We start from the raw sequence: 26,766 nt of genomic DNA on the forward strand, positions 1-26,766 counted from the left end.
ACGGCTATTCGCCGACGACCGAGCTCAACGCATCGCGAAGCTCGCGTGCTTCGTCGTCGTTGACGGACACCACGAGGCGCCCGCCACCCTCGAGGGGTACACGGACGATGATCAGCCGTGTTTCGCGGATGGCTTCCATAGGTCCGTCACCAGTACGCGGTTTCATCGCGGCCATAATTGCGCCTCCAAGATTTGTGCAGTGTCTTCCTAGTATCCCAAATTCGTGGACGGAGTGTGCATTCGGCCCTCCGGAATGTGAAAAGTCGTGTTCTGCAAGGCCGCCGACGTGCGGCGAAACGACGGGGGAACGACCAGAAGCGAGGTGTAGCGTCGGAAGGCGTTGGCGTCGACGACGCCTCCCGCTCTTGCCAGATGATCGAAAGGACTTTCCGTGGCTGAATACACGCTTCCCGACCTTCCATACGACTACGCGGCTCTCGAGCCGCACATCTCGGCTCGCATCATGGAGCTGCACCACGACAAGCACCACGCAACGTACGTCAAGGGTGCGAACACGGCCCTCGAGCAGATCGCTGAGGCGCGAGACAGCGGCAACCTCGCGAACATCAACAAGCTCGAGAAGGACCTCGCCTTCAACCTCGGCGGGCACGTCAACCACAGCGTGTTCTGGACCAACCTCTCCCCAGAGGGCGGCGAGCCTGAGGGTGGCATCAAGGACGCCATCGACGAGCAGTTCGGCGGGCTCGAGAAGTTCCAGGCGCAGTTCACCGCGGTGGCGCTCGGCGTTCAGGGCTCCGGCTGGGCGGTGCTCGGCTACGACCAGACCGGCGGCAACCTGACGACGTTCCAGCTGTTCGACCAGCAGGGCAACATCCCGTTCGGGGTCACGCCACTCCTCCAGCTCGACGTGTGGGAGCACGCCTACTACCTCGACTACCAGAACGTCCGTGCCGACTACATCAAGGCATTCTGGAACATCGTGAACTGGAAGAACGTCGGCGAGCGTCTCGACGCCGCACGCTCCTAGCTCAACCGCGCGGGGCGACCCGCAGACGACGATCGCCGCATCCCTGCCGGATGCGGCGATCGTTGTCTCTGGGGCCGAGGCGAGCCGGGCGGCCCTTCGCGACGGCGACGGCCTGCTCGAGGGCCGCGACGCACTGCCCATGACGGCCTGCTCGGACTAAGCAGGGGTCCAGTCACCCTCCACGGTGTACCAGCAGAGGTACAGCCAGACCAGCTGGCCGACGAGCATGACGACGACCACGCCGACCCGGTAGAGCGGCGACTTGGGGATGGCGACCGCACCGAGGACGGGGAACATCGGCATGAGCAGCCGGAAGGTGCTCGACTGCGGGAAGAACACGGCGAACAGATACGTGAAGTAGCTGAGCAGCCAGATCCTGATCTCGATGCCGAGCCTTCGCATGACCGGGAGCGCGATGACACCGAGCACGACGACGACGAACAGGACGACGATGATGGCACCGATCGGCTGCCCGAACCAGAATGTCGCGCCGTGGAACCAGCCGGTGAACGGCACGAGCTCGATGGGGCCGGTGTAGTGGATGCGCCAGGCCAGCTCCGTGTCGATGTAGGCCGACGGAACGCCGGTGACGGCCCAGGCGATGAGGAGCCAGCCGAAGCCGGCGAGCGCCGAGAGCAGACCGGCCGCCATGACCTTGATGACCTCCGGCTTCGGGAAGTCCTCCCGCCCCTTGGCGTGCATCCACCAGCGAGCGAGGAAGTACAGGCCAAGCGTCATGGCCCACGCGAGCCCGGTCGGGCGAGTGAAGGACGCGATGACGATGACCGGGAGCATGACGAGCCACTGCCGCCTGATGAGCAGGTAGAGCAGCAGCGCGACGAAGAAGTTCTGCGCGCTCTCCGCGTAGCCGAGCTGCAGCAGGGGGCTCGTCGGCCCGATGCAGAAGAGCAGCGTCGCGAACGACGTCGTGCTCTTGTCGACGACCAGGGCCAGCGTCCGGTTGAAGACCCACGCTGCGGCGAACCCGAAGGCCGTCGCGACCAGCACAGACGCGATCTCCCATGGGAGCATCGTCACGAGCATCAGCGCGCGGACGAGCACGGGGTACACGGGCATGAACGCCCACGCGTTCTCGGTCACCTGCCCCTCATCGTTCCTCGGCAGGTCACTGGAGTAGCCGTACGGCCCCGTCGCGATGCGCTGGTACCAGGCGGAGTCCCAGAGATTCGAGAAGGTCCACAGGTCGGGCTTGGCGGGCGACTGCCAGGTCTCCTGCTGCTGCGATGCGAACGCCAGCAGGAACGTGGTCGTCACGATCCGGGAGACGGCGAAGATGATGGCGACCTGCGCCAGCGGCGGCAGACGATTCCAGTAGTAGGAGAAGTAGGTGGGCCGCGTGTCAGCGGCGACGGTGAAATCGTCGCGCCCCGTCCTGGCTAGCGTGAGGTCAGCCACGTGCGGAGCCCCTCCTCGACGCGCGTGATCTCGGTCAGCAGCACCCGCTCGTCGTCCGCGTGCGCCTTCAGCGGGTCGCCTGGTCCGTAGTTGACGGCCGGGATGCCCAGGGCCGAGAAGCGCGCCACGTCCGTCCACCCGTACTTCGGCTTGGCTTCCGCGCCGACGGCCTCCAGGAAGCCGCGGGCGAGCGGCGCGTCCAGCCCGGGACGCGCGGCGGGAGAGCGATCCACGAAGTCGAGCTCGAAGTCGCCGAACCACTCTCGGAGCTTCGCCTCGGCCTCACCGAGCGACTTGTCCGGAGCGAAGCGGTAGTTGACGTGCACGACGCACTCGTCTGGGATGACATTGCCGGCGACTCCCCCTGAGATGCGGACGGCGTTGAGCCCCTCCCGGTAGTCGAGCCCCTCGACGGGAACGGTGGCCGGGTCGAAGGCTGCGAGCCTCGCGAGGATCGGCGCCGCCCTGTGGATGGCGTTCTCGCCCACCCAGGCGCGCGCGGAGTGCGCGCGCTTGCCGCGCGTGCGGATGTCGACGCGGATCGTGCCGTTGCAGCCGCCCTCGACCTCTCCCTTCGTGGGTTCACCGAGGATCGCGAAGTCCGCGGCGAGCAGGTCGGGTCGCGCGTCGGCCAGCCGCCCGAGGCCGTTGAGGTCTGAGGCAACCTCTTCGTTGTCGTACCAGATCCAGGTGACGTCGACGGCGGGTTCTGTGAGCTCCGCCGCGAGCCGCAGCTGCACGGCGACGCCGGCCTTCATGTCGACGGTGCCGCGCCCCCACAGGTACTCGCCGGCCTGCGTGCCCGGCACGTCCGCGGCCGCCTGCTCGGGCGTCAGCACCTCAGGGCGGGTCGGGACGTTCTCGTTAATCGGAACCGTGTCGATGTGCCCCGCGATCGCGACCCGTTGGGCGCGACCGAGCGATGTGCGCGCGACGATCGTGTTGCCCAGCCGGAGCACCTCGAGATGCGGGTACGGAGCGAGCGCGGCCTCGATCGTGTCGGCGATGAGCGCCTCGTCACCGGAGACCGACGGGATGTCACACAGCAGCCTCGTGAGTTCGGTCGAAGGTCGCGTGAGATCGAGGGCGTCGGCGCTCGCGAGAGAAGACATGCGCTCAAGCCTAAGTCCTCACCGGAACCGGCTCGCTCGTCCCGCGCGACCGCATCGCTGGGTAGCCTGGAGCCATGACCAACGACGCAGCAACCTCCAACGACCCGCGGACCGCGTGGGGCGACGGCCTCGCCACGATCACGAACGACGGACAGGTGCTCGACGCCTGGTTCCCGACGCCCTCGCTCGGCGCCCTGCCAGAGGGCCGGGACCCGCACATCTCGCCTGCGAGCTTCGCCGCCCTCGCCTACGATGACGAGCGTCGCCAGGTCCAGGTCAGCCCCGTCACCGTGACCGTGGAGCTCGACGGTCCCGTTGAGAGCGTCGTCGACGCCTACCTGCGCCTGCACCTCCTGAGCCACCTCATCGTCGAGCCCAACAGCATCAACCTCGACGGCATCTTCGGCCACCTGCCGACCAACGCGTGGACCAACCTCGGGCCCATGCGACCGGAGCTCGCGGCGAGCTCGCGCGCGGGCCTCCAGCGCGAGGGCATCCAGGTCTACGCCGTCGACAAGTTCCCACGCCTCCTCGACTACGTGATGCCGGCGGATGTGCGCATCGCGGACGGCGGACGCGTCCGGCTCGGTGCGCACCTCGCGCCGGGGACGGTCGTCATGCACGAGGGCTTCGTCAACTTCAACGCGGGCACGCTCGGCCGTTCCATGGTCGAGGGCCGCGTCTCCCAGGGCGTCGTCCTCGGCGCCGGCAGCGACATCGGCGGGGGCGCATCCATCATGGGCACGCTCTCGGGCGGGGGCAAGGAGCGCATCCGCATCGGCGAGCGCGCACTGCTGGGCGCGAACTCCGGCATCGGCATCTCCCTTGGCGACGACTCCATCGTCGAGGCGGGCCTGTACGTCACGGCTGGCACCAAGGTCTCCCTCATCGGCGTGAGCGACCCCGACGGTCAGATCGGCGAGCCCCGCTCGGTGAAGGCCGCCGAACTCTCCGGCGTGCCGAACCTTCTGTTCCGTCGCAATTCGCTCAACGGCGCCGTCGAGGCCCTGGCCCGGACGGGGGCTGGCATCCAGCTCAACGACGCGCTGCACGCCTAGCAGCAGCCTCCGCAACCTGGAGACCGAACAACACTCCCCGCTGGCCACCTGTCGTGCGGCTCGAGCGGGGAGTGTCTTGTTCGTTCAGCGTAGAGCGAGAGCCGCCGGAGCGGAAGCCCTCTCAGGGGTTTCCAGGTTCCGGCGGCTCTCTCTTGTCTTTGCGCGGGCCAGCGTCAGAGCAGCTGGAATCCGCGGTCTTCGGGGTAGTGGCGCTCGGCCTCTCCCGTGTACAGCTGCTGCGGGCGACCGATCTTCGTCTTGGCGTCGCCGTTCGCCTCGCGCCAGTGCGCGAGCCAGCCGGGGAGGCGGCCGATGGCGAAGAGCACCGTGAACATGCGGGTGGGGAATCCCATCGCCTTGTAGATGATGCCGGTGTAGAAGTCGACGTTCGGGTACAGGCTGCGCTCTTTGAAGTAGTCGTCGTTGAGCGCGACCTGCTCGAGCTGCGTCGCGAGCTCGAGGAGCGGGTCGTTGACCCCGAGGGCTGCGAGCACCTCGTCGGCGGACTCCTTGACGAGCTTCGCGCGCGGGTCGTAGCTCTTGTAGACGCGGTGCCCGAAGCCCATGAGGCGGACGCCGTCTTCCTTGTTCTTCACGCGCTCGACGAAGCGGTCGACGCCCTCGCCCGATTCCTGGATCTGCGCGAGCATCTTCAGGACAGCCTCGTTGGCGCCACCGTGCAGCGGGCCGTTGAGCGCGCTGATGCCGGCTGAGATCGACGAGTACATGTTCGCCTCGGTCGAGCCCACGAGGCGGACCGTCGACGTCGACGCGTTCTGCTCATGGTCGGCGTGCAGGATCAGGAGCCGCTCGAGTGCCTTCGAGAGAACCGGGTTCGCCTCGTACGGCTCGGCGAGGTTGCCGAAGTTGAGCTTGAGGAAGTTGTCGACGAAGTCGAGCGAGTTGTCCGGGTACAGGAACGCCTGTCCGATGCTCTTCTTGTGCGCGTAGGCGGCGATGACCGGGATCTTGGCCAGGAGGCGGATGGTCGACTGCTCGACCATCTCCGGGTTGTGCACGTCGAGCGAGTCCTCGTAGTACGTGGACAGCGCGTTGACGGCACTCGAGAGGACCGACATGGGGTGCGCGTGCGGCGGCAGTGCCGTGAAGAAGCGCTTGAGGTCCTCGTGGAGCAGCGTGTGGTGGCGGATGCGGTCGGTGAAGTCCTGGTACTCGGACTCGGTCGGCAGCTGGCCGTAGATGAGGAGGTAGGCGACCTCGAGGAAGCTCGACTTGGAGGCGAGCTCCTCGATCGGATAGCCGCGATAGCGCAGGATGCCGTTCGCTCCATCGATGTACGTGATGGCGGACTTGGTCGACGACGTGTTGACGAAGCCCTGGTCGAGCGTGGTGTACCCCGTCTGCTTCATGAACGTCGAGATGTCGACCGCGTCAGCGCCCTCGGTGGCGCGCAGGACTGGGAACTCCGCGGTCCTGTCGCCGATCCTGAAGGTGGCCGAGTCCGCCTCGTGCTGGTGGGCCTCAGCCTGCTTGTGCTGTTCAGTCACAGATCCTCCTCGAGCGGGTGGGGGATGCTCCCCGGCGAGCACGCAGAACGCGCAGTGTCCTCATAGCCTAATCGGTCGACAAGGTGACTATGCGAATCCACAATGAAACCCGCGATGTGCTGTCTGTTGTCTACTGTGCTTTCGCGGAATGGTCAGCGCTGGCCGCGGTCAGACGCCGGGCGGCCTCGTCGATCTGCTCATCGGTGGCCGTCAGGGAGATGCGGACGTACTGGCCTCCGGCCTCGCCGTAGAAGACGCCGGGCCCACCGATGATCCCCAGATCGGCGAGTGCGCCGATCGTGGTCCACGAGTCGTGTCCCGTCGTGCCCCAGAGGTAGAGTCCGGCCTCGCTGTGCTCGATGCGCATCCCCCAGGCCTGGAGGGCGGGCAGCAGCACCTCGCGGCGACGGCGGTAGCGGTGGTACTGCTCCCTGGCGTGCTCGTCGTCGCCGAGCGCCGTCGCGACTGCCGCCTGGACCGGGGCTGGCACGATGAGGCCAGCGTGTTTGCGCGCGACGAGGAGTCTCTCGATGAGCGAGGAGTCACCTGCGATGTACGCCGCACGGTACCCGGCGAGGTTCGAGCGCTTCGAGAGCGACGAGCAGGCGAGGATGTTCGTCAGGTCGCCACCCGTGACCCGCTCGTCGAGGATGCTCGGGATGCGCTCCCCCGACCATTCACCCCAGCCGAGCTCGGCGTAGCACTCGTCGTTGACGATGATGGCGCCAAGCTCCCGTGCACGAGCGACCGCGGCCCTGAGCTCGGCGACGCCGAGGACGCGCCCGTCCGGATTCCCAGGGCTGTTCAGCCAGATGAGCTTCGTCGATGCAGGCCAGGTAGCCGGGTCGTCGCCTGAGAACCCCGCCGCGCCCGCGAAGACGGCGCCGATCTCGTACGTCGGGTAGGCCCGTGCCGGGTAGACGACGGTGTCGCCCGCGCCGAGGCGCAGGAAGAAGGCCGCAGTGGCGACGAATTCCTTCGAGCCCACCGTGAGCATCGTGTTCTCTCGCCCGAGGCCCGTGACGCCCCGGCTCCTGGCGAACCACTCGACCACGGCGTCCCGAGCCTCAGGGGTGCCGATGGTCGTCGGGTAGGAGTGGGCGTCGGCGTGCTCGCGCAGCGCCGTCCGAACGATCTCGGGAGTCGGGTCGACCGGCGAGCCGATCGACAGGTCCACGGCGCCGTCAGGATGCGACTTCGCGCGCTCGACGTACGGCGCGAGGTTGTCCCACGGGTAGTCGGGAAGCTCGCCCAGTGTCACGCGCCGTCCCCCTGCGGGTCGAGCGCCGCGATGAGGGGGTGGTCGTGATGGATGACGCCGACCTTGGCCGCGCCTCCCGGGGAGCCGATCTCGCTGAAGAAGTCGACGTTCGCCGTGTAGTACTCGCTCCACTCGTCGGGCAGGTCATCCTCGTAGTAGATGGCCTCGACGGGGCACACGGGCTCGCAGGCCCCGCAGTCGACGCATTCGTCTGGATGGATGTAGAGCATCCGGTCGCCCTCGTAGATGCAGTCGACGGGGCACTCATCGATGCAGGCCCGGTCTTTCACGTCGACACAGGGAAGGGCGATGACGTAGGTCACTTGGGTGACTCCTCCAAGTTCGTGGGCGATCTCCCATCGTACTCGTCGCGGACGGGCGTCGTTCGCGCCCGACGGCTTGGGAGCTGCGGCCAGAACGCGCAGGCCGCCGCGATGAGCGATGCGAGCGCCAGCCAGGCGAGGCCGAACGCGTCTCCGACGACGACGACGCTGGACCCGGGGTTCCAGAGTCCGAGGACACCGACAGCCGCGACGACACCGGCCGCGAAGCCGGTCGTCATCCACCGGTCGACGAGATACAGGCGGAGACCGATGCCGAGGCACAGGATGCAGGCGAGTCCGAGCACGATGCCCACCCACAGCGTGGTGTCGAAGAGCTCGACGCGGCCGCGGTGCAGGAACGTCGTGACCGTGCCGACGATGAGGCCGAAGAGCGCGTAGAGCAGCGCACCGAGGATTCGCTCCCCGGTTCGCTGCTCTACGGCAGGCTGTTCGATGACTTCCGCCATACGACCTTCATGTTCACTGCGAACCACGCGAGTTCGCACGTTCGACTACTGCTTCTTGGCGCGCGACGTGGCACGTGCACGTGCGTTGCCGTCGAGGAGCAGCTTGCGGATGCGGATCTTCTCCGGCGTGACCTCGACGCACTCGTCCTCACGAGCGAACTCGAGGCACTCCTCGAGCGTGAGCTGACGCGACGGGGTCATCGACTCGAACGTGTCCGCGTTGGCGGAACGCATGTTCGTGAGCTTCTTCTCCTTGGTCACGTTGACGTCCATGTCGTCGGCGCGCGAGTTCTCGCCGATGACCATGCCCTCGTAGACCTCTTCGGTCGGCTGCACGAAGAACGACATGCGCTCCTGGAGGGCGATCATCGCGAACGGCGTCGCCACTCCGGCGCGGTCGGCGACGATCGAACCCGACGTGCGGGTCGTGATCGGGCCGGCCCACGGCTCGTACCCGTGCGCGATCGCGTTGGCGATGCCCGTGCCTCGGGTGCTCGTCATGAACTCGCTGCGGAAGCCGATGAGGCCGCGCGACGGGATGATGAACTCCATGCGCACCCAGCCGGTGCCGTGGTTCGACATGGACTCCATGCGTCCCTTGCGGGCGGCGAGGAGCTGCGTTATGGCACCGAGGTGCTCCTCAGGCGAGTCGATCGTGAGGTGCTCGTACGGCTCGTGGGTCTTGCCGTCGACGATCCTCGTGACGACCTGCGGCTTGCCGGCCGTCAGCTCGAAGCCCTCGCGACGCATGTTCTCGATGAGGACGGAGAGCGCGAGCTCCCCACGGCCCTGGACTTCCCAGGCGTCCGGACGTCCGATGTCGAGCACGCGGATCGACACGTTTCCGATGAGCTCGCGGTCGAGGCGGTCCTTGACCATGCGGGCCGTGAGCTTGTGCCCCTTGACCTTGCCCATGATGGGCGAGGTGTTCGTGCCGATGGTCATCGAGATGGCGGGCTCGTCGACCGTGATGGCGGGCAGTGGACGCACGTCTTCAGGGTCGGCGATGGTCTCGCCGATCATGATCTCAGGGATACCGGCGACGGCGACGATGTCGCCGGGGCCAGCCGACTCGGTCGGGACGCGGTCGAGCGCCTTGGTCTCCAGCAGCTCCGTGATGCGCACGTTGTGCACCGAGCCGTCGTTCTTGACCCAGGCCACGTTCTGGCCCTTCTTGAGGGTTCCGTTGAACACGCGGAGCAGTGCGAGACGGCCGAGGAACGGCGAGGCGTCGAGGTTCGTGACGTGCGCCTGAAGCGGGGCCTCGGGGTCGAACGCGGGCGGCTGGATGTGCTTGAGGATGGTCTCGAAGAGCGGCTCGAGGTCATCGTTGTCCGGCAGCTCGCCGTCGGCGGGCTGGTTGTGCGAGGCGGCGCCAGCACGGCCGGAGGCGTAGAGTACGGGCAGGTCGAGCAGCGCGTCGATGTCGAGATCCGGTGCCTCGTCGGCCATGTCGGAGGCGAGGCCGAGGAGCAGGTCCTGGCTCTCGGCGACGACCTCGTCGATGCGGGCGTCGGGACGGTCGGTCTTGTTGACGCAGAGGATGACGGGCAGGTTCGCGGCGAGCGCCTTGCGGAGCACGAAGCGGGTCTGCGGGAGGGGACCCTCGGACGCGTCGACAAGCAGGACGACGCCGTCGACCATCGAGAGGCCTCGCTCGACCTCACCGCCGAAGTCGGCGTGGCCGGGGGTGTCGATCACGTTGATCGTGATCGGGCCATCCGTGGCGTGCTTCCCCTTGTACGAGATCGCCGTGTTCTTGGCGAGGATGGTGATGCCCTTTTCACGTTCGAGGTCGTTCGAGTCCATGACTCGGGCCTCGGTCGAGTTGCTGTCGTGCTCGCCAAACGAGCCCGTCTGCTTCAGCATGGCGTCGACGAGGGTCGTCTTGCCGTGGTCGACGTGCGCCACGATGGCGACGTTACGGAGTTCAGAACGGTGGGCGACAGGCACAGCAGTCATTCAGGGGTGCTTTCATTTGAGAAAAGGGCAGTTCATCCTACGTCACGGAGGGCACGCCTCCCGACCAGCGTGAGGTGGGCCTCACGCCGGTCGAAGTTTCTACCGGGTCACTGGCCGGATTCGCGCTCCTCGGCCTCAGCCCGCAGCACGATCTCCTGCTGCTCGGTCGGCACGTCGGAGACCACGATGTCGTCGCCGAGCACCTCATCCGTGACCGCGCCTGCTGTCCCCCGCTTGAGCGCGGCGCGCTCCTCGCGACGGATCGCCTGCTCGTCCGGGTCGGGAACCGGCACGGCAGCGACGAGGCGCTGGGTGTACGGGTCCTGAGGTGCGCGCAGGATCTGGTCCGTCGGCCCCTGCTCCACGATCTTGCCGTGGTTCATGACGATCACGCGGTTGGCGAGCTGGTCCACGACGGCGAGGTCGTGGGTCACGAAGAGCACTGCGAACTGCAGGCGCTGCTGGATCTCGACGAGCAGCTCCAGCACGCGCTTCTGCACCGAGACGTCCAGCGCCGACGTCGGCTCGTCTGCGACGAGGAGCTTCGGCTCGAGGGCGAGCGCCCTGGCGATGCCGATGCGCTGACGCTGGCCGCCGGAGAGCTCGTTCGGGTAGCGGTTGCGGAAGGAACGGGGCAGCTCCACCTGGTCGAGCAGCTCGCCGACGCGGGCCTCGATCTCGGCCTTCGTGAGCTTCTTCTCGAGGATGAGCGGCTCGGCGATCGACTGCCCGACGGGCCAGCGGGGGTTCAGCGACGAGCCCGGGTCCTGGAAGACGATGCCGATGTCGCGGCGCACCTTCGCGAGGTCCTGCCGCGAGACGCCGTTCAGCTCGACGCCGTTGAGCTTCATGGAGCCAGCCGCGACCGGCAGCAGGCCGACGACGGCGCGGGCGACCGTGGTCTTGCCAGAGCCGGACTCGCCGACGACGCTGACGATCTCGCCAGGGTAGATCTCGAACGTCGCGTCCTCGACCGCCTTGAACGCCGGGACGCGCCCCTGCTTCGGGTACTCGATGTCGGCGCTCTGCACGACGAGAGCCGGCTCGCCCGTGAACTCGCGCGCATCCAGCCCGCTCGCCTCCCCCGTGCCGAGGTGCGGCACCGCGTCGAGCAGGGTCTTCGTGTAGGCGTGCTGCGGGTTCTTGAAGATCTCGCGCACCGTGCCGCGCTCGACGATCTCTCCGCCCTTCATCACGATCACGTTGTCCGCGATGTCGGCGACGACGCCCATGTCGTGGGTGATGATGACGATGGCCGAGTTGAGGCGCTCGTGCAGCGAGCGCATGAGCTCCAGGATCTCCGCTTGGATCGTCACGTCGAGCGCCGTCGTCGGCTCGTCCGCGATGAGCAGGTCGGGGTCGCAGCTCAGCGACTGCGCGATCATGGCACGCTGCCGCTGACCGCCCGAGAGCTGGTGCGGGTACGAATCGAACGCCTTGGCCGGGTTCGGCATCTCCACGAGGCGAAGCAGCTCGAGCGCCCGCTCGCGCGCGTCGTTCGGCGTCATCGTGGGGTTGTGGATGCGCAGGGCCTCAGAGATCTGGAAGCCGATGGTGAGCACGGGGTTGAGCGCGGTCATCGGCTCCTGGAAGATGACCGCGATGTCGTTGCCGCGCGCGCGACGAAGCGTCGACTGCGGAGCGCCGATGAGCTCGGTGCCGTTGAGCTTCGCACTCCCGGACGTGCGCCCGTTCTTGGGGAGCAGGTCAAGCAGCGTCATCGACGACACCGACTTGCCGGAGCCGGACTCGCCCACGATGGCGAGCACCTCGCCCGGCCGGACCACGTAGTTGATGTCCTTCGCGGCGGGGACCCAGTCTCCGCCGACCCAGAACTCGACGCTCAGGTCCTGCACCTCGAGGATGGGCGTCGTGTCGTCTTTGCGTGAAGTCGTGCTCATGAGCGTGCCTCCCGGTGGGCTGCGGTCGAAGTGCGTGGTGTCTGAGGTGCGAGCGGGCTGACTGCCGGTCCGCTCACCGCGGTGGGACGGGATTCGTCTGCGACACTTGGCTCGTGTCCGAGCGAACAGTTCTCCGCCCCCGCATGGGTCTTGTCGTCTACGGCGTCATCGCCGCCATGGCGCTGGTGGCCGTCATCTCCGTGGCGGTGACGCCCGGCGCCGGCCGCCACCTGCTCTCGGTGCTGCCGCTGCCCATCCTGGCGCTCGGCGTCGGCTGGATCACCCTCGTGAGCCCGAGCGTCGTGTTCACCGACGATGCGCTCGAGGTGAACAACCCCCTCAAGAAGACGGTGGTGCCCTACGGGCACATCGAGCTGGTCGAGACGACGCGCGGCTTCACCGTCACGACGCCGGAGGGCAAGGTCAGCGCGTGGGCCGCTCCCCCGCCCGACCGGCTCAGCGCCGAGCGAATGGACCCGCGCGACCCGCTCCTGTGGAAGGATCCTCGCCGGCTCACCGACGAGTCGCAGAGCATCCGCACGAGCGCCGCTCCCGGCACGTACTCGGGAGACGCGGCCGTGAACCTCACGCACCGCAGGGCCCAGCAGCAGCGTGAGGCCGGAGCCCCGCTCGGCCCGGTCGTGCGCACCCAGAACGTGGCGAACACGGTGGTGCTGATCGCCACCCTGCTGGTCGTCGGCGCGCTCTTCGCGATCTAGCCCCGCCGGGGCCAGCGAGCCGGCGCGCTCTGCGACGAGGACCGTCACGCATCCGCCTTGCTCGAGTCGCGGTCAGCCGCGTCACCCTTGGTGGGACGCCCGTCGCGCGAGGTGAGCGTGCGCCACATGCGCGACCAGGTGCCGTTGCCCGGGATCTTGCGCTGACGCGGGTCGAAGGCGTCACGCAGGCCGTCGCCGATGAAGTTGATGCACAGGGCGATCGCCACGATGAAGGCGCCGGGGAACCAGAACAGCCACGGGCGGGTGGCGAACGCGCCCTGGTACTCCTGCACGATCTGGCCGAGCGACACGTCGGGCGGCTGGATGCCGAAGCCGAGGAACGAGAGGTTCGCCTCGAGGATGATGGCGGCGCTCATCAGCAGGGTCGTCGACACGATCACGACGCCGAGCGCGTTCGGCAGGATGTGGCGGAAGATGATGCGCCGGCCGGACGCGCCGGCGACACGCGCCGCATCCACGAACTCGCGCTCGCGCAGGGTCAGGAACTCTCCACGCACGAGGCGCGCGAGGGACATCCAGCCGACGAGGCCGAGGACCACGGCGAGCGAGACGGCGCCGTAGGCCCGGAGCACCTCGTTCTGGCCGGCGAGCTGTCCGAGGACGGCCGCGAAGACGAGCGTCGGGATGACGAGGAAGAGGTCGGTGACGCGCATGAGCACGTTGTCGACCCAACCCCGGTAGTAGCCCGCGATGCCGCCGACGATGATGCCGATGACCGCCGCGAGGATGCCGTAGATGAACATGACCGTCAGCGACTGCTGCGTGCCGCGCATGACGCGGGCGAAGATGTCGCGGCCGATCTCGTCCTGGCCGAACGGGTGCGAGCCCCAGTCGAAGAGGCTCACGAACGTCGGATTGCCGCCGTTCACGATCGGCGCGATCGAGTTCCAGTCGTACGCCCACCAGCCCGGGACCTGGATCTGCGTGAACGTGCCCTCGGAGAAGTCCCACCACGGCACGACGATGCCGACGGACGTGAAGACGAGCAGCACGATGACCAGGAGGACGGCGGTGGACACCATGGCGCCCGTGTGGCGCACGAAGCGCCGCCACACGATCTGGCCCTGGCTGAGACCGATGGTCTCACGCTGCTCGATGGTCAGCTCGTCGCCGGGGCCGTGAGGCTGCGGGGCGGTGATCTCGGTGAAGTTCGGAGTCGTCATAGCTCAGCCCTCTCTCAGCTCAGGCGGATTCGCGGGTCGAGGACGGAGTACAGGATGTCGGCGATCAGGTTGAAGATCACGGTGAGCGCCGCGGTCACGAGGATGTAGCCCATGAGCGGGTTCAGGTCGACGTTGCGCAGCGACTCGGAGAAGATCGACCCCATCGCCCGCCAGCCGAAGATCTGCTCGGTGACGATCGCTCCCGAGATGATGGCGCCGACGTCGGCGGCCACGATCGTGGTGATCGGGATGAGCGAGTTGCGCAGCGCGTGACGCATGACCACGGTGCGCTCGGGGAGGCCCTTCGCTCGTGCCGTGCGGACGTAGTCCTGGTTCATGATCTCGAGCAGGCTGGAGCGCGAGTAGCGGCTGTAGCTCGCGATGGAGATGACCATGATGGCGATCGTCGGCAGCAGCAGGTGCGTGAAGCCGTCCAGCATCTGCAGCCAGATCGACGGGTCGGAGCCGAGTTGCGGGCTGGATGCTCCGACGGTCGCGATGGGGCGGCCGCCGGTCTGGTCGTAGTAGCCGGACCAGGTCTGCATGACGCGGTCGATGACGAGCAGCAGCGACACGACGAAGCCGACGATGGCGGCGTTGCTCGCGACGTTGCGCTTGTCGAGGCCGCCGAAGTACTTGCCGACGAACCAGGCGACGACCGTGAAGGCCACGATGAGGGCGATGGGGAACCAGGCGCCGATCTCGTTGGTCATCGCGAACTGCAGCGGGTACCAGAGCGCTCCCCCGACGACGGCGACCGCACCCGTGACGATGAGGTTGCGTCGGTGCGAGAGGCCCACCGTGAGCGCTGCCGTGAGCAGCACCGTGGCCAGGCCGAGCACGATGATGAGCACCGTGCCGAGCCCTGGGTTGCGGAACCAGTCGAGCAGCTCCATCCCGAACAGGATCGCGATCGTGCCGACGGCGCCCGCACCGAACACGGTGGCGCGCGTCTTTGCGGGCCCTCCGATGATCGACATGAAGATGAAGCCCATGATCACGCCGATGAGCAGGAGCAGCGGTATCGGTATCTCCGGGTCCTGCAGGAAGTCGTTGAAGCCGATGGCCATGTACTGCTTGAGCAGCACGGCCACGAAGAAGATGGGCAGCGAGTACGTGAGGAACGACAGGAACGTGACCGTGTAGTCGTAGCCCGAGTACTGGCGGAGGGCGGTCGTGACACCGACGGCGACGCCGATGACGACGGCGATGAGCGTCGCGGCGGTGACGAGCTGCAGGGTCTGGCCGACCGCCGAGGCGATGAGCGGGCCGACGTCCTGGTTGGCGATGTTGACGCCCATGGAGAAGTTGTTGCCGAGGAAGCCGAACAGGCCGTTCGGGTCGTCGAAGGTCGGGATGAAGAACCCGAGGATGCCGCCGAGCCAGAGGAAGAAGCGGGCGGGGGCTGGCACATCCAGTTGCAGGAGCTCCACGCGCGCGGCGATGAGCTGCTCCTTGTTGGGAGCTGTGGACTCCAGGATGTCTGCGAGCGGGTCCTTCGAGATCGCGACGAGGTTGTACACGATGAAGAGCGCGCCCAGCAGGATGAAGATCGACACGAAGAGGCGTCGGAGGGTGAATCTCAGCACAGAGGTGTCCTGTTCTGGAGGGGGCATTCGGCCGGGGTGTGGCCGCGAACAGACGAGGCGGGAGTCCCGCAGTCGAGAAGACTACGGTACTCCCGCCGTCGCTAAGGTCTGACCGCGCGGCGGTCAGCGCGTCGAGAGATCGACGCTGGTGTGACTATTCAGCGGCTTCCACGGGCGCCCACTCCCAGGCGTTCCAGAAGTACTGGGGCGAGAGGAATCCGGGCTTCACGTTCGCGACCTCGTCGCTCCAGGCGACGACGCCGGGGAACTGGAAGATCGGCACGGACCACGAGTTCTCCATGATGATCTTCTCGGCCTCGACGAGCTTGCCCTGAGCCTCGGCGGGGTCGATCGTGACGTCGACGTCCTTGAGGATCTGGTCGAGCTCGGGGTCGCTCCAGCCGTAGTAGTTGTTGATGCCGCCCGTGATGTAGTTCGGGGACGGCTCGCCGACACCGAGACCCTCGGACTGCCATCCGAAGAGGGCCGCGTCGTAGGCGTCGGTCTGCGTCGTGAGCACGGTGGACCAGTCCTCGGCGCTCGCGTCGACGATCGTGAAGCCGGCCTTCTCGGCCGAGGCCTTGATGAGCTGCAGCTCCTGCTGACGACGCGGGTTGGTGGATGCCGTCATGAAGCGGACAGAGGGGTTGGCCACGCCAGCCTGCGCGAGGAGGCCCTTGGCCTCTTCGATGGCGGCGTCGTCGCCCGAGTAGCGCGAGACGCCGCTGTCGGCGACCGACTCCTCGTAGCCCTCGGCGCCGGGGAGGAACACGAGCGAGTCGCGCGTGGTCGCATCCGGGGCGATCGGGGTGATGAGCTTCTCGACGATCTCCTGACGCGGGATCGTGAGGAGGAAGGCCTCGCGGATCTGCTGGGCCTTGGCCTCGTCGCCGCCGTACGTGGCTGGGTCGAAGACGCCGCCATTCGCGACCTGGAGGTCGACGTGCTCGTAGGTGCCCTCGAGCGAGGACTCCCACTCGATGCCCTCGGTGGCCTCGAGCTGCTGCAGCAGGTCGGTCGTCGGCTGTCCGGAGACGATCTGGACTTCACCGTTCTGGAGCGCCTGCACCTGTGCCTGCGGGTCCGGGATGAAGCGGATCGTGATGGTCTCGTAGTGCGGCAGCGGGCCCCACGTGTAGTCCTCGCGGGCCGTGAGCGTCACGTACTGGTTCTCGACGAGATCCGTGATCGTGTACGGGCCGTTGGAGAGGGTCTTCTGCGGCTCCTCCGGCATCGACGTGTAGTCGTAGCCGGTGCGGTAGGCAGAGGCGACCTTGCTCAGGAACTCGCTGTCGTTGTCGTTGACCGCGGTGATGAACGCGTCCTTCGCGGCCTGCGCGTCGTCGTACTCACCCGGGTAGGCGAGCTGGACGGTGCCGTGTGCGGAGATCGCCGTCGTGTCCGGCGCGAACATGGTCTTCCAGTCGGCGTACGGCTGGTCGTAGACGACTGTGAACGACTTGTTGTCGTCGGCGAGCGTCGGAGCCTGCGAGGCCAGGTCGAGCTGCAGTCCGGGTGCCGGGTCGGTTCCCCAGTAGACACCGGCGTCCGCGGCCGCGTCGATCGCGTCCTGGTTCGTGACGTTGCCCTCATCGTCGTACTCGGCCTCTGGCACCTCGCCCGCTTCGCGGTGCGTGGTGTTGGCGGCCCAGGTGAGGAGCAGGTCGGCGCCGTCGAACGGCGTCCCGTCGCTCCAGGTGACCGCGTCGTTGACCGTGTACTTGATGGTCAGCGGGTCGGTCGAGACCTCTTCGACCGTGCCGAACTCGGTGTTCTCCACGAGCTCGGGGGTCGGGTCGTAGTCGATGAAGCCATCAGACGTGACGTGGACGATGTTGGCGTTCGCCGCGGCGTTGTTGGCCGAGGTGTTGACGTTGAACGCGAAGAACGGGTCGTTCCAGGCAACCGTGATGGCGGAGCCACCGACGATCTCTGGATCGCGGTTCGGGGCAGAGCAGCCGGCGAGAACCAACGCGCTTGTGGCGACGACGGCTCCCACGGCGATAACTCGTGATGTCCTCATAGGACCTCCTTGGGGAAAACAGGGGCTGTGAACGTCGAAGATCCACGAACTCTGTGAATTCTCGACAAATACCCGTTGAACCTACGCCCCCTCGCGCGAGGGGTTTCACCAATTCAGGGGATCGTTACTCACACGAAACGGCTCTTGTTCATCTCTCACAAGCCCGTCGCCGTTCGTAGACTGCGGACATGTCACATTCGCGCATTGACGTTACGGTCAGCCAGGGCACGGTGGACCTGGACCGCTCCGCGCGCGTGCGGCTGCGCTGGGAGATCTGGATCGTCCTCGCGCTCGCCATCATCCCGTCCAGCCTGTACGCGATCATCTCCCTCGCGGATCGCGCGACGCGCGACACCGCGCTCGCCGACCAGACGACGACGCTGAACGCTTCCCGCGACGCGCGGCCGCTGTTCGACGCCCTCCTGCAGCTCTCGAGCATCCTCACCGACCTCGTGCCCGTCGCTCTGGTGATCTGGCTGCTCTGGACGCCCGCCGTCTCCGGCTTCCGGAAGCTGGGCTTGGACACGAGGCACCCCCTCGGCGACCTCGGACAGGGCCTGCTGCTGGCAGCCTGCGTCGGCGTGCCCGGCATCGTGTTCTACCTTGCGACCAGGGCGCTCGGGCTCACGATCTCCGTCGAGGCGAGCGCGCAGGAGATCACGTGGTGGACCGTGATCCTGCTCCTGCTCGCGGCGTTGCGTGCCGCGCTCCTGGAGGAGGTCGTCGTCGTGGGGTACCTCTCGACCCGCCTGCGCGAGCTGGGGTGGGCGACCTGGCAGATCATCGTCGCGTCCTCGCTCCTGCGCGGCTCCTACCACCTGTATCAGGGGCCCGGGATGGCGCTCGGCAATGTCGCCATGGGCGTGCTGCTCTCCTGGTGGTTCCTGCGGAAGGGGCGCGTGGGCGGGCTCGTCGTGGCGCACTTCGTCCTCGACGCCGTCTCGTTCCTCGGCTATCCCCTCGCCGCGGCCCTCCTGCCTCAGCTCTTCACCTGAACCAGGCCCGGCGCGTGCCCCTCAGAGCGTGAGATTCACGAACCGGAACGTCTGGTCGCCGTACTCCCAGACCACGTCGAAGCGCTCCTTCGGAACGTCGAACACGACGTACCCTGACTCGGAGCCGACTCCGTACTCGCGCTGCTGCACGGAGCTCCCGATGCAGTCGTCCGCGAGCGAGGCCCCGAGCTTCGAGTCGCCGTTCTTCTCGAACAGGCGAAGGCTGTCGAAGGCGAACACAGGCGCGAACGCACCCTCCTCGTCCTCCGCGCTGAGCGCCCCGTATCCCTCGACCTGCAGCTGGATCGCGACGTAGCTGCCGCCGGCCTTCGGAGCATCCTCTTCGAGGCACCGCACGTCGAAGGCCACGCCCGCGACGGTGAAGCGGCCGACGGGTTCACCACTCGCGCCGAGCACCGTCGCCCACTGGCCCCTCGTGAACCTGAGCTCGCCGTCGACAGGCTTGGGGTTCTCGTTCTCCGCGACGCGGGGCGCGGCCACGACCTGCACGTTGATCGGCGTGACCGTCGGCGTCGGCGTCTGGGTGACGCCCGGGGTGGCGATGACGGCCACCGCGTCAGCGGACTCGCGCGTCGCCGCCACCGGCGGAACGCACGCCGCGAGCAGCAGCGACGCGCCGAGCGCCGACGCCACGAGGAGGTCGCGGACACCCCGTGCCCGCCACCCGCCGGAGGGCATCACCGCGCTACTCGGTTCTCCCCGACGCCGCCGCGATCCGGGCGGCGAGCGGCGAGCCGAGAAGCTCTTCGAGCGAGACCAGCCTGCCTTCGGCATCCGTCATGGGCACCCGCCAGTTCGGATACTCGTCGGCGGTGCCTGGCTGGTTCACGCCGCGGCGGTCGCCGGCGAGGTCAGACACGCCGACGCCGAACAGCTGGGCAGCCGAACCGGAGAGGTACTCGTGCAGCGCCACGACGACGTCCTCGTTGCTCGGCTCCTCCCCCACCAGGCCCGCTCGACGAAGGCGCTCGACGACCTTCGAGATCGTCTCGGTCTCCTCGGCCCGCGCCTGGTCGACGGATCCTTCCAGCAGTCCGAGACGCTCTCGAACGTCGAGGTGCTCGAGCGCGAGGAAGCCAGCGGTCGGCGGGAGGTCGTGCGTCGTCACCGTCGCGAGACAGGCGCGACGGTACTCCTCAGGGGCCAGCGGGACCCCATCGTCCGACCATTCGAACCACAGCACGGAGGCGCCGAGCATGCCGCGCTCGGCCAGCGCGTCCCTGGCCTCCGGCGGAACCGTTCCGAGGTCCTCGCCGATCACCACGGCGCCCGCTCGCTCCGCCTCGAGGGCGAGGATGCCGAGCATGGCCTCGGCGTCGGTGCGCACGAAGCAGCCGTCCTTGGCCGTGTTGCCCTCCGGAATCCACCACAGGCGGAAGAAGCCGAGAATGTGGTCGATGCGCACAGCGCCGGCGTTGCGGAAGACGGCGCGCAGCATGTCCCGATACGGCGCGTAGCCGAGCTCGGCGAGCATGTCGGGGCGCCACGGAGGCTGCGACCAGTTCTGCCCGAACTGGTTGTACTGATCAGCCGGCACGCCGACCGTCACACCGCGGGCCATCGCCGACCCGAACGACCACGCGTCCGCTCCACCGGCGTGCACACCGACGGGCAGATCGTGCACGATGCCGATCGACATACCGGCCGACCTCGCCTCGGACTGCACCTGCTTCGCCTGCGCTTCCAGGAGACACTGCAGCCAGACGTAGAACTCGGCGTCCTCGGCGTGGGCAGCCGCGAACTCGAGCACGTCGGCTCCGTTCGCCGTTGCCAGCTCAGCCGGCCAGTCGCGGGCGTCTCGCCCATGCACGCGCGAGATGGCGCAGAAGACACCGAACCGCTCGAGCGGCTCCCCGGCCTCCTTGCGGAACTCCGTGAAGTCGTCGTCGATGACGTTCGCCGACTGCCAGAGATCGAAGAGGGTGCGGAGCGCTGGTTCCTTCAGCGACCAGGCGGCGTCACGATCGATGCTGTCGACGCGGTTGCCGAGGATCGCTTCGCCCGCAAGACGCGAAAGCAGCTCCACAGTGTGCACCGGTACCTCGGTGCGCTGCGCGACGAAGGCGGCCGCCCAGTCGACGGTGAGGATCAGGGGGTCGCCGAACTGCCGTGAGGTCGGCAGGTACGGAGACGGCTCGATGGGCGACACCGGAGGGTTCGCGTTGAGGGGGTTGACGAGCACGAAGTCCGCGTCGCGCTCCGCACCCCAGGTCGTCAACGCGGCGAGGTCTCGGAGATCGCCGATCCCCCATGAGGTGGTGGAGCGGAGCTGATAGAGCTGGGTGAACAGCCCCCACGAGCGCTCGGCCGGCCAGGGAGTGCTCGTCGGCACGACGATCAGCGTGCCAGCAGGCGCATGCTCCGAGAGGTCGTCACCGACATTCGCGACGACCTCGTGCCAGCCCGTCGGCAGGTCCCCGGGCAGCGCGAACGTCGCGCGGCCGATCAGCACCCCGTCGAGGTCCTTCGGATCGACCCAGTTCTCCACCTGCTGCAGGCGGCGAGTCGACCCGTCTTCGAGGAGCGCGTCGACCTGGACGTCGCTCCCGTGGGGAACGTGGACGAAGATCGTGGCGTCGCTGCCCTCCCGCACCGTCGTGCAGGAAGGCACCACTCGGCGCCACGGCCGGTTCTCGAACTCGCGAGCCGAAGTGGCGACTTCTTCGTCGGTTGATGCCGGAAGACCGAGGGCGCCGAGGACCGCCGCGAGCGTCTCGGGCGCGACCTGCTCCTTCTCGCCCCGCCAGCCCCAGTACTCGACTTCGAGACCTGCGTTCGTCGCGAGATCGCGGATCGCGGTCAGGTTGGTGATGCTCACGAGTATTCGACCTCAGTTTCGGTGACGGTGATGGAGCGAGGGGTGAGCGGCTGGTCGGCCGGTCCGGCGACCGGCTCTCCGGTCCTCGTGTCGTAGTGGCTCGAGTGGCAGGGGCAGATGATGTGCTCGGCGGTCACCGTGGCGACAGGGCACCCCTGGTGCGTGCAGATCGAGCTGAAGCCGAAGTACTCACCCGCGGCGGGCTGGGTGATGACCGTCTCGGTGTCCGCGATCACGACCCCGCCTCCGACCGGCACATCACCGACGGCCACGGCGCCGCTCACCGTCGACGCGGCATCCGTGCCCTGTCCGCCGGCATCGTCGCCCCCGCACGCGGCAAGCAGCGCCGCCGTCGCGATTCCGCCGCCGACAGCAGCGCTTCCCCGTATGACCCCGCGTCGTGAAGGATCTCGTCGTTCGCTCACGCTTCAAGGCTAGTCGGCGTGCGGCTGAGCGGGCGGCGGCGCGCGAGCCGCTCCCCGCGACGACTACTCCTCGAGTTCGCGCCCCATGAGCTCCGGCAGGGTGAACGCAGCACCGGCGGCGAGCAGGAACGCGGCGGCGAACACGCCGAAGACGAGCACGCTGCCGCCACCCGCGAGCATGACGGGCACCAGCAGGGGCGCGATGATCGACGCTATGCGGCCGAAGCCGGCGGCCGCCCCGGTCCCCGACGCGCGCAGCCTCGTCGGATACAGCTCGGGGCCGATCGCGTACAGCGCTCCCCACGCGCCCAGGTTGAAGAAGGACAGGCACATGCCCGCGGCGAGGATCGCGCCCTCGGTCGTCGCGAAGCCGAACCAGAACGCGGCACACGCGGAGCCGAGCAGGAAGATGGCGAGCGTCGCGCGCCGCCCGATCCGCTCGATGAGGAAGGCCGCGACGAAGTATCCGGGCAGCTGCGCCAGCGTGATGATGAGCGTGAACTCGAACGACTTCACGAGGGTGAAGCCCTGCCCCACGAGGAGGCTCGGGATCCAGATGAACGCACCGTAGTAGCTGAGGTTGATGCAGAACCACACGGCCCACAGGGCGGCCGTCCGTCGGCGCAGCGACGGCGCCCAGAGGTCGCGCCATCGTGCCCGCTGGGAGTCTGGTGCCGCGGAGGCACGCGCCTCGGAGTGCCCGCGGTCGGACGCGTCGATACCCGCCGCCGGGGGCGCATCCACGCCAGCCGACTCCTCGAACTGCCGGACCGCGCGCTCGGCCTCCGCGTACCTGCCCTTGCTCTCCAGGAAGCGGACGGATTCGGGGAGCCCGAACCGCACGACCACCGCGTACACGGCAGGCAGGAGGCCCGTCAGGAGAGCCCAGCGCCAGCCGTCCGCCGACAGCGGGATGATGAAGGCCCCTATGAGGGCCGCGCCGATCCAGCCGACGGCCCAGAACGCCTCGAGCAGCACGACGACGCGTCCGCGGATGCGCTTCGGCGCGTACTCGCTCACGAGCGTCGAGGCGACGGGAAGCTCGGCACCGAGCCCCAGACCGACGATGAAGCGCAGCACCATGAGCGCGCCCACGGACGCCGCGAGCGCCGAGGCTCCCGTGGCGAGGCCGTAGATGAGGAGGGTCGCGGCGAACACCTGGCGTCGCCCGATCCTGTCGGCGAGCAGACCGCCGACGCTCGCGCCGATCGCCATGCCGACGAAGCCGATCGAGGCGATGTACGACAGCGTCGTCGCGTCGAGGCTCCACTGCACCGCGAGCGCGGCCATCACGAACGAGATGAGGCTGACGTCCATGGCGTCGAGTGCCCAGCCGATGCCGGACCCGAACAGGAGCTTGCGGTGCCTGCCGGTGAACGGGAGGCGGTCGAGGCGCTGATTTCGCGTCGGAGCCGCCTGCTCTGTCGCTGCGGCGGGGCGGTCAGCCGGAGTGCGCTCGGTCATGTGCGTATCCAAGGGTGCGGGGTGGAGGGGACGACTAACCGTGCCAGACAGGAAACGGCTCCACCAGCCCCCGTGCCGCATTGCGCAACGGAGGCCGGCGGCGCCGTGCCCTGCGCGCCTCAGGCCTCGGGGGCCGCCATGTAGAAGACCTCCCACAGGTGGCCGTCGAGGTCGTCGAACGCTGAACCGTACATCCCGAACTCGTTCGCCTCAGCCGGACGGTGGATTCTGCCCCCGCCAGCCTCTGCCTTGGCCGTGATCTCGTCGACTTCCTCGGTGCTGCCGAGGAGGAGGGCGGTCGTGCTCTCGTGGCGGTTTCCACCCACGATGGTCTCCGCGCCCTCCGGCAGGAATCCCTGGAAGCGCTCGGTCTGCAGCAGCATGATCGCGACCTGCTCGTTGACGACGACGCAGCTGGTGCTGTCATCGGAGAACATCGGGTTGATGGTGAAGCCAAGCCCGACGTAGAAGTCGGTGGCCGCCTTGACGTCGGCGACGGGCAGGTTCGGGAAGACCATGGACACGCCCATGATGGGCTCCTTTGCACTCGAGACATGTGACGACGGATTACGCGCCGTAGCACGATCATAGGAGTCCGAGCAGTCCACCGGAAGCGCGTCACGTGGCGTCGGGGGTCGTCCCGATAACGAGTGGGGTTGCGTCGGGGTCCTGCAGGAGTCCCTGCGCTCGAGCACGGTGTCGTGCGAGCGTCTCCGGCTCCATGTTCTGGAGGAGCGCGATCGTCATCTGGGTGCGCGGGTTGCGGGCGAAGACCGCCCGGTGGTGGGCGACGAAGTCCCAGTACAGGGCATCCCAAGTTTCAGTCCACGCCCCCGAAGGAAGGTCGGACATTTTCCGCAGGTAGTTGCTGCCGGAGACGTACGGCTTCGTGGTCACCGCCTCGCCGGCCGCGAACTGGCTCATGGCGTAGACGTTCGGCACCATGACCCAGTCGTATGCGTCCACGAACTGCTCCATGAACCACCGGTAGGCGTCGTCCGGGTGGATGTGGAGCAGCGACATCGCGTTGCCGAGCACCATGAGGCGTTCGATGTGGTGGGCGTACCCGGTCGCGAGCACGCGACGGATGACGAGGTCGACGGGGTCGAGTCCGGTGCTGGCGGTCCACCATCCGCGCCCCAGGCGGTTCGTGTGTCCGAGAACGTTGGATGTGCGGAGCTCCCGGCCCCGGAGTCGGTAGGTGGCCCGCATGTACTCCCTCCACCCGATCAGCTGACGCACGAAGCCTTCGAGGGAGGCGAGCGGTGTGCCCGCGCCGGCGCTCGCGAGCGTGGTCCGCAGCACCTCGCGCGGGTCGAGCAGACCGATGTTGAGCGCCGGCGTGAGCAGGCTGTGGTTGAGGAAGGGATGCTCCGCGGAGATCGCGTCCTCGTACGGGCCGAAGTCGTCGAGGCGTGTCCGGACGAACTCGTGGAGGTGCTCGCGCGCCTCGTGGGCGGTTGTGGGCCAGGCGAACGTCGTCGGGTCCCCCGGCGCTTGGGGGAATTCCTCGCGAACCCAGGCGATGGCGAGTTCGACCTGCTTCGTCCCTTCGTCACGGTCATCTGATGGCGGGGTGGCAGACATGAGTGCGTCCAGGTCGAAGGCGCCCTGGGGATGCACGCTCGGGTGTCCGCGGAAGCGCGAAACGGTCGGCGGCACGTGTCCCCTCGGCAGGCGCTTGCGGTTGTCCGCATCGAACGACCAGCTGCCGCCGCTTGGGCCGTCGCCGTCGAGGAGGATGCCGAGTCTGCGACGCTGCCAGATGTAGAACTCGTGCATGCGTGATTCGTTGTGCGCGAACCAGGAGTCCAGCTGCGCCCGGTCCGTGAGGAAGTTCGGCGTCTCGAGCTCGTCGTCCGCCGCCGCCGCGTAGCCCCCTGCCGCCAGTGCCCGGGCCAGGTCGCGTTCAAGCCAGTCGTCGACGACATCGAACCACGTCACCCGGGTTGGCGAATGTCGGCGGACGAGGGCGGCCAACTGCTGTCCGGAGGGAGCAGTCGGGTCGCTCTCCAGGTATTCGACGACGTGCCCTGCAGCGCGGAGGCGCTGCGCGAACCGGGTCATGGATGCTCGGTGCAGGACCAGCTTGTGCGAGTGGAAGGCGCACTGGCGGAAGAGGAGGTCGTGTTCGATGAGCACGAACACGGTTCCGTTCGGCTCGGCGAGGTGCGCCTCGAAGAGCTGGTGGGGCAGGACGAGGCGCAGCTCCCGCCCTGCCGCTCTCGTTTCAGCCAAGGAGCTCGACGGTGGCGTCTGCGGCCCGTCTTCCGGCGACCAGCGCACCTTGGATGGACCCTGTCTCGCGGTGGTCGCCCGTCACGATGAGCCGCTCGCCGACTCGCTCCGGCCCGCGGTCGACGAGGGGCGGTGGCTGGGCGGGGAGGGTGTGCGGGATGACGTGGTGCGCGAGCACCTCCCAGCCGTCGGTGGGCGTGCCGTATAGACGGGCGAGGTCGCGTCTGACGTCCGCTTCGCTCGCGAGTCCGTCCAGGCGGTCGAGGAGGGTGGTCGCCTGCACGAGGTGCTGTCCGTCCGGGGCGTAGGAGGGGGCCACCTCCGAGATGACGGCGGTGTTCCAGATGGGCCCCGCCGGCCCGCCGCCGACGTTCGAGGCATCCAGGAGGAGGAACGGCCCGGTTCGCGGCGTCCCCGTCGCTCGGAACCACCATGTTGTCAGGCCGTGCGTCTCCGGAGCCGCCTGGCCGGTCAGTGCAGGGAGGTCGTTCGGGGCAACCGCGACGATCGCGGCTCGGGCGAGGATCGTCCCCCGGTCGGTGACGACTCGCACTCCACCTGCGGTCTCGGTCACCTCCCGCGCGGGGGTGCCGAGCCGGACGGGCTCGTGCAGCGAGGCGGCGATCTGGGCGGGCAGTGCGCGCATGCCGTCGGCGGGGAGCCCTGGCGCGCCGAGCGCGAAGGAGCGGACGAGCTGCTTGACGTGGTTCGCCGAGCTGCCTCCGCTGCTGTCGGCCAGGACTCCGGCGAGGAACGTGTCGAGCAGGTCGAGTCGGAGCCGCCCGGTGAGGCCCGCATCCTCGAATGAGGCGCTGAGCGTCATATCCGGCCCAGCAGCCTGCGGGTCTGGGTGTGCAAGCGTCGGGCCGAGCCAGCGTGCGAGGGCCAGGACGTCGGAGACCGGCACGTGCCCGCTGAGCAGCGTCTGCAACGCGAACTGCGGATGGCGGAGCGGGTGCGCGAGCGTCGACGTCCGCTCCCCCGAACGGACGATGGCCCCGACCCCGAAGCGCTTGAGGTCGAGCGCAGCGAGGTCCACGGAGGCGCGCAACGCCGGGTAGGCGGGGTTGAGGACCTGGAAGCCGCGGTCGCAGAGGAAGCCATCGATGGCGTCCGTGCCGACTCTGCCGCCGACCTCGTCCTCCGACTCGAGGACCACGACGCTGCGCCCGCGCTCCTCGAGGCTCCGCGCGGCCCTGAGGCCGGCGAGCCCTGCTCCGATGACGACGACGTCCGTGTCCATGTGGCTCCGTTCGATGAGCTGCTCTCGACTGGTCCGTCAGTCTGCGGGAGC

Annotated in this window: 23 protein-coding genes; 4 read left to right on the forward strand and 19 right to left on the reverse strand. The window is 68.1% G+C overall.

Annotated elements, in window-relative coordinates; all coding sequences use genetic code 11:
* Positions 1-4: 4 nt before the first annotated feature.
* A complete protein-coding gene (locus C5C17_RS12210) occupies positions 5-175 on the reverse strand; it encodes a DUF3117 domain-containing protein (RefSeq protein WP_104253630.1) in 171 nt (56 codons plus the stop codon).
* Positions 176-391: 216 nt separating this feature from the next.
* On the opposite strand from C5C17_RS12210, the gene C5C17_RS12215 reads away from it, so the two are divergent.
* Positions 392-988, forward strand: coding sequence for a superoxide dismutase (locus C5C17_RS12215; protein WP_104253631.1), 597 nt, complete (start codon positions 392-394; stop codon positions 986-988).
* Between the two features lie 156 nt (positions 989-1,144).
* On the opposite strand, the gene C5C17_RS12220 is transcribed toward C5C17_RS12215, so the two are convergent.
* Entirely contained in the window at positions 1,145-2,404 is a 1,260-nt protein-coding gene (locus C5C17_RS12220) for a hypothetical protein (protein ID WP_104253632.1), read from the reverse strand.
* Complete coding sequence (gene dapE, locus C5C17_RS12225) at positions 2,386-3,516, reverse strand: succinyl-diaminopimelate desuccinylase (RefSeq protein WP_104253633.1); 1,131 nt, start codon at positions 3,514-3,516, stop codon at positions 2,386-2,388. Before dapE ends, C5C17_RS12220 begins: the two co-directional genes overlap by 19 nt.
* A gap of 74 nt (positions 3,517-3,590) precedes the next feature.
* Between dapE and dapD the strand changes: the two genes are divergently transcribed.
* A complete protein-coding gene (dapD, locus tag C5C17_RS12230) occupies positions 3,591-4,574 on the forward strand; it encodes a 2,3,4,5-tetrahydropyridine-2,6-dicarboxylate N-succinyltransferase (RefSeq protein ID WP_104253634.1) in 984 nt (327 codons plus the stop codon).
* Between the two features lie 173 nt (positions 4,575-4,747).
* On the opposite strand, the gene C5C17_RS12235 is transcribed toward dapD, so the two are convergent.
* The 6 genes from C5C17_RS12235 to C5C17_RS12260 form a co-directional block, all read right to left on the reverse strand.
* A complete protein-coding gene (locus tag C5C17_RS12235; protein WP_104253635.1) occupies positions 4,748-6,082 on the reverse strand; it encodes a citrate synthase in 1,335 nt (444 codons plus the stop codon).
* A 130-nt stretch (positions 6,083-6,212) separates the two neighbouring features.
* On the reverse strand, positions 6,213-7,343 hold the full coding sequence (gene dapC, locus C5C17_RS12240; RefSeq protein WP_104253636.1) for a succinyldiaminopimelate transaminase: 1,131 nt from the start codon (positions 7,341-7,343) through the stop codon (positions 6,213-6,215).
* A complete protein-coding gene (gene fdxA, locus C5C17_RS12245; protein WP_104253637.1) occupies positions 7,340-7,666 on the reverse strand; it encodes a ferredoxin in 327 nt (108 codons plus the stop codon). Before fdxA ends, dapC begins: the two co-directional genes overlap by 4 nt.
* The gene (locus C5C17_RS12250; protein WP_104253638.1) at positions 7,663-8,133 is read right to left on the reverse strand and encodes a hypothetical protein; all 471 of its coding nucleotides are present in this window, start codon (positions 8,131-8,133) and stop codon (positions 7,663-7,665) included. The genes fdxA and C5C17_RS12250 overlap by 4 nt, the downstream gene beginning before the upstream one ends.
* A 45-nt stretch (positions 8,134-8,178) precedes the next feature.
* Positions 8,179-10,095, reverse strand: coding sequence for a translational GTPase TypA (gene typA / locus C5C17_RS12255; RefSeq protein WP_104253639.1), 1,917 nt, complete (start codon positions 10,093-10,095; stop codon positions 8,179-8,181).
* Between the two features lie 107 nt (positions 10,096-10,202).
* Complete coding sequence (locus tag C5C17_RS12260) at positions 10,203-11,996, reverse strand: ABC transporter ATP-binding protein (protein ID WP_104253640.1); 1,794 nt, start codon at positions 11,994-11,996, stop codon at positions 10,203-10,205.
* 113 nt (positions 11,997-12,109) lie between these two features.
* On the opposite strand from C5C17_RS12260, the gene C5C17_RS12265 reads away from it, so the two are divergent.
* Positions 12,110-12,715 carry a hypothetical protein gene (locus tag C5C17_RS12265; RefSeq protein ID WP_146079170.1) on the forward strand — a complete coding sequence of 202 codons (606 nt, stop codon included), beginning with the start codon at positions 12,110-12,112 and terminating at the stop codon, positions 12,713-12,715.
* A gap of 44 nt (positions 12,716-12,759) precedes the next feature.
* Here C5C17_RS12265 and C5C17_RS12270 read toward each other — a convergent pair whose 3' ends face one another.
* The 3 genes from C5C17_RS12270 to C5C17_RS12280 all read right to left on the reverse strand — a co-directional run bounded on the left by C5C17_RS12270 (position 12,760) and on the right by C5C17_RS12280 (position 17,511).
* A complete protein-coding gene (locus tag C5C17_RS12270; protein ID WP_104253642.1) occupies positions 12,760-13,899 on the reverse strand; it encodes an ABC transporter permease in 1,140 nt (379 codons plus the stop codon).
* Between the two features lie 14 nt (positions 13,900-13,913).
* Positions 13,914-15,488 (reverse strand): ABC transporter permease, encoded by a 1,575-nt coding sequence (locus C5C17_RS12275; protein ID WP_104253643.1) that lies wholly within the window; start codon positions 15,486-15,488, stop codon positions 13,914-13,916.
* A 154-nt stretch (positions 15,489-15,642) separates the two neighbouring features.
* Positions 15,643-17,511 carry an ABC transporter family substrate-binding protein gene (locus C5C17_RS12280; RefSeq protein WP_104253644.1) on the reverse strand — a complete coding sequence of 623 codons (1,869 nt, stop codon included), beginning with the start codon at positions 17,509-17,511 and terminating at the stop codon, positions 15,643-15,645.
* Between the two features lie 188 nt (positions 17,512-17,699).
* Here C5C17_RS12280 and C5C17_RS12285 point away from each other — a divergent pair, with 188 nt between their 5' ends.
* Positions 17,700-18,506 (forward strand): CPBP family intramembrane glutamic endopeptidase, encoded by an 807-nt coding sequence (locus C5C17_RS12285; protein WP_104253645.1) that lies wholly within the window; start codon positions 17,700-17,702, stop codon positions 18,504-18,506.
* A 21-nt stretch (positions 18,507-18,527) separates the two neighbouring features.
* On the opposite strand, the gene C5C17_RS12290 is transcribed toward C5C17_RS12285, so the two are convergent.
* The 7 genes from C5C17_RS12290 to C5C17_RS12320 form a co-directional block, all read right to left on the reverse strand.
* Entirely contained in the window at positions 18,528-19,205 is a 678-nt protein-coding gene (locus C5C17_RS12290; protein ID WP_104253646.1) for a hypothetical protein, read from the reverse strand.
* 7 nt (positions 19,206-19,212) lie between these two features.
* Positions 19,213-21,345, reverse strand: coding sequence for a 4-alpha-glucanotransferase (gene malQ, locus C5C17_RS12295; protein WP_104253647.1), 2,133 nt, complete (start codon positions 21,343-21,345; stop codon positions 19,213-19,215).
* Entirely contained in the window at positions 21,342-21,770 is a 429-nt protein-coding gene (locus C5C17_RS12300; RefSeq protein ID WP_104253648.1) for a Rieske (2Fe-2S) protein, read from the reverse strand. The genes malQ and C5C17_RS12300 overlap by 4 nt, the downstream gene beginning before the upstream one ends.
* Positions 21,771-21,833: 63 nt before the next feature.
* Positions 21,834-23,234, reverse strand: coding sequence for an MFS transporter (locus C5C17_RS12305; RefSeq protein ID WP_104253649.1), 1,401 nt, complete (start codon positions 23,232-23,234; stop codon positions 21,834-21,836).
* Positions 23,235-23,353: 119 nt separating this feature from the next.
* Positions 23,354-23,764, reverse strand: coding sequence for a VOC family protein (locus C5C17_RS12310; protein ID WP_104253650.1), 411 nt, complete (start codon positions 23,762-23,764; stop codon positions 23,354-23,356).
* 88 nt (positions 23,765-23,852) lie between these two features.
* Positions 23,853-25,472 (reverse strand): cryptochrome/photolyase family protein, encoded by a 1,620-nt coding sequence (locus tag C5C17_RS12315; RefSeq protein WP_104253651.1) that lies wholly within the window; start codon positions 25,470-25,472, stop codon positions 23,853-23,855.
* On the reverse strand, positions 25,465-26,715 hold the full coding sequence (locus C5C17_RS12320) for an NAD(P)/FAD-dependent oxidoreductase (RefSeq protein ID WP_104253652.1): 1,251 nt from the start codon (positions 26,713-26,715) through the stop codon (positions 25,465-25,467). Before C5C17_RS12320 ends, C5C17_RS12315 begins: the two co-directional genes overlap by 8 nt.
* Positions 26,716-26,766: the final 51 nt, after the last annotated feature.

Origin of the sequence: Pseudoclavibacter sp. RFBA6 (genome assembly GCF_002931575.1) — a bacterium.
Classification (GTDB): Bacteria; Actinomycetota; Actinomycetes; order Actinomycetales; family Microbacteriaceae; genus Pseudoclavibacter; species Pseudoclavibacter terrae.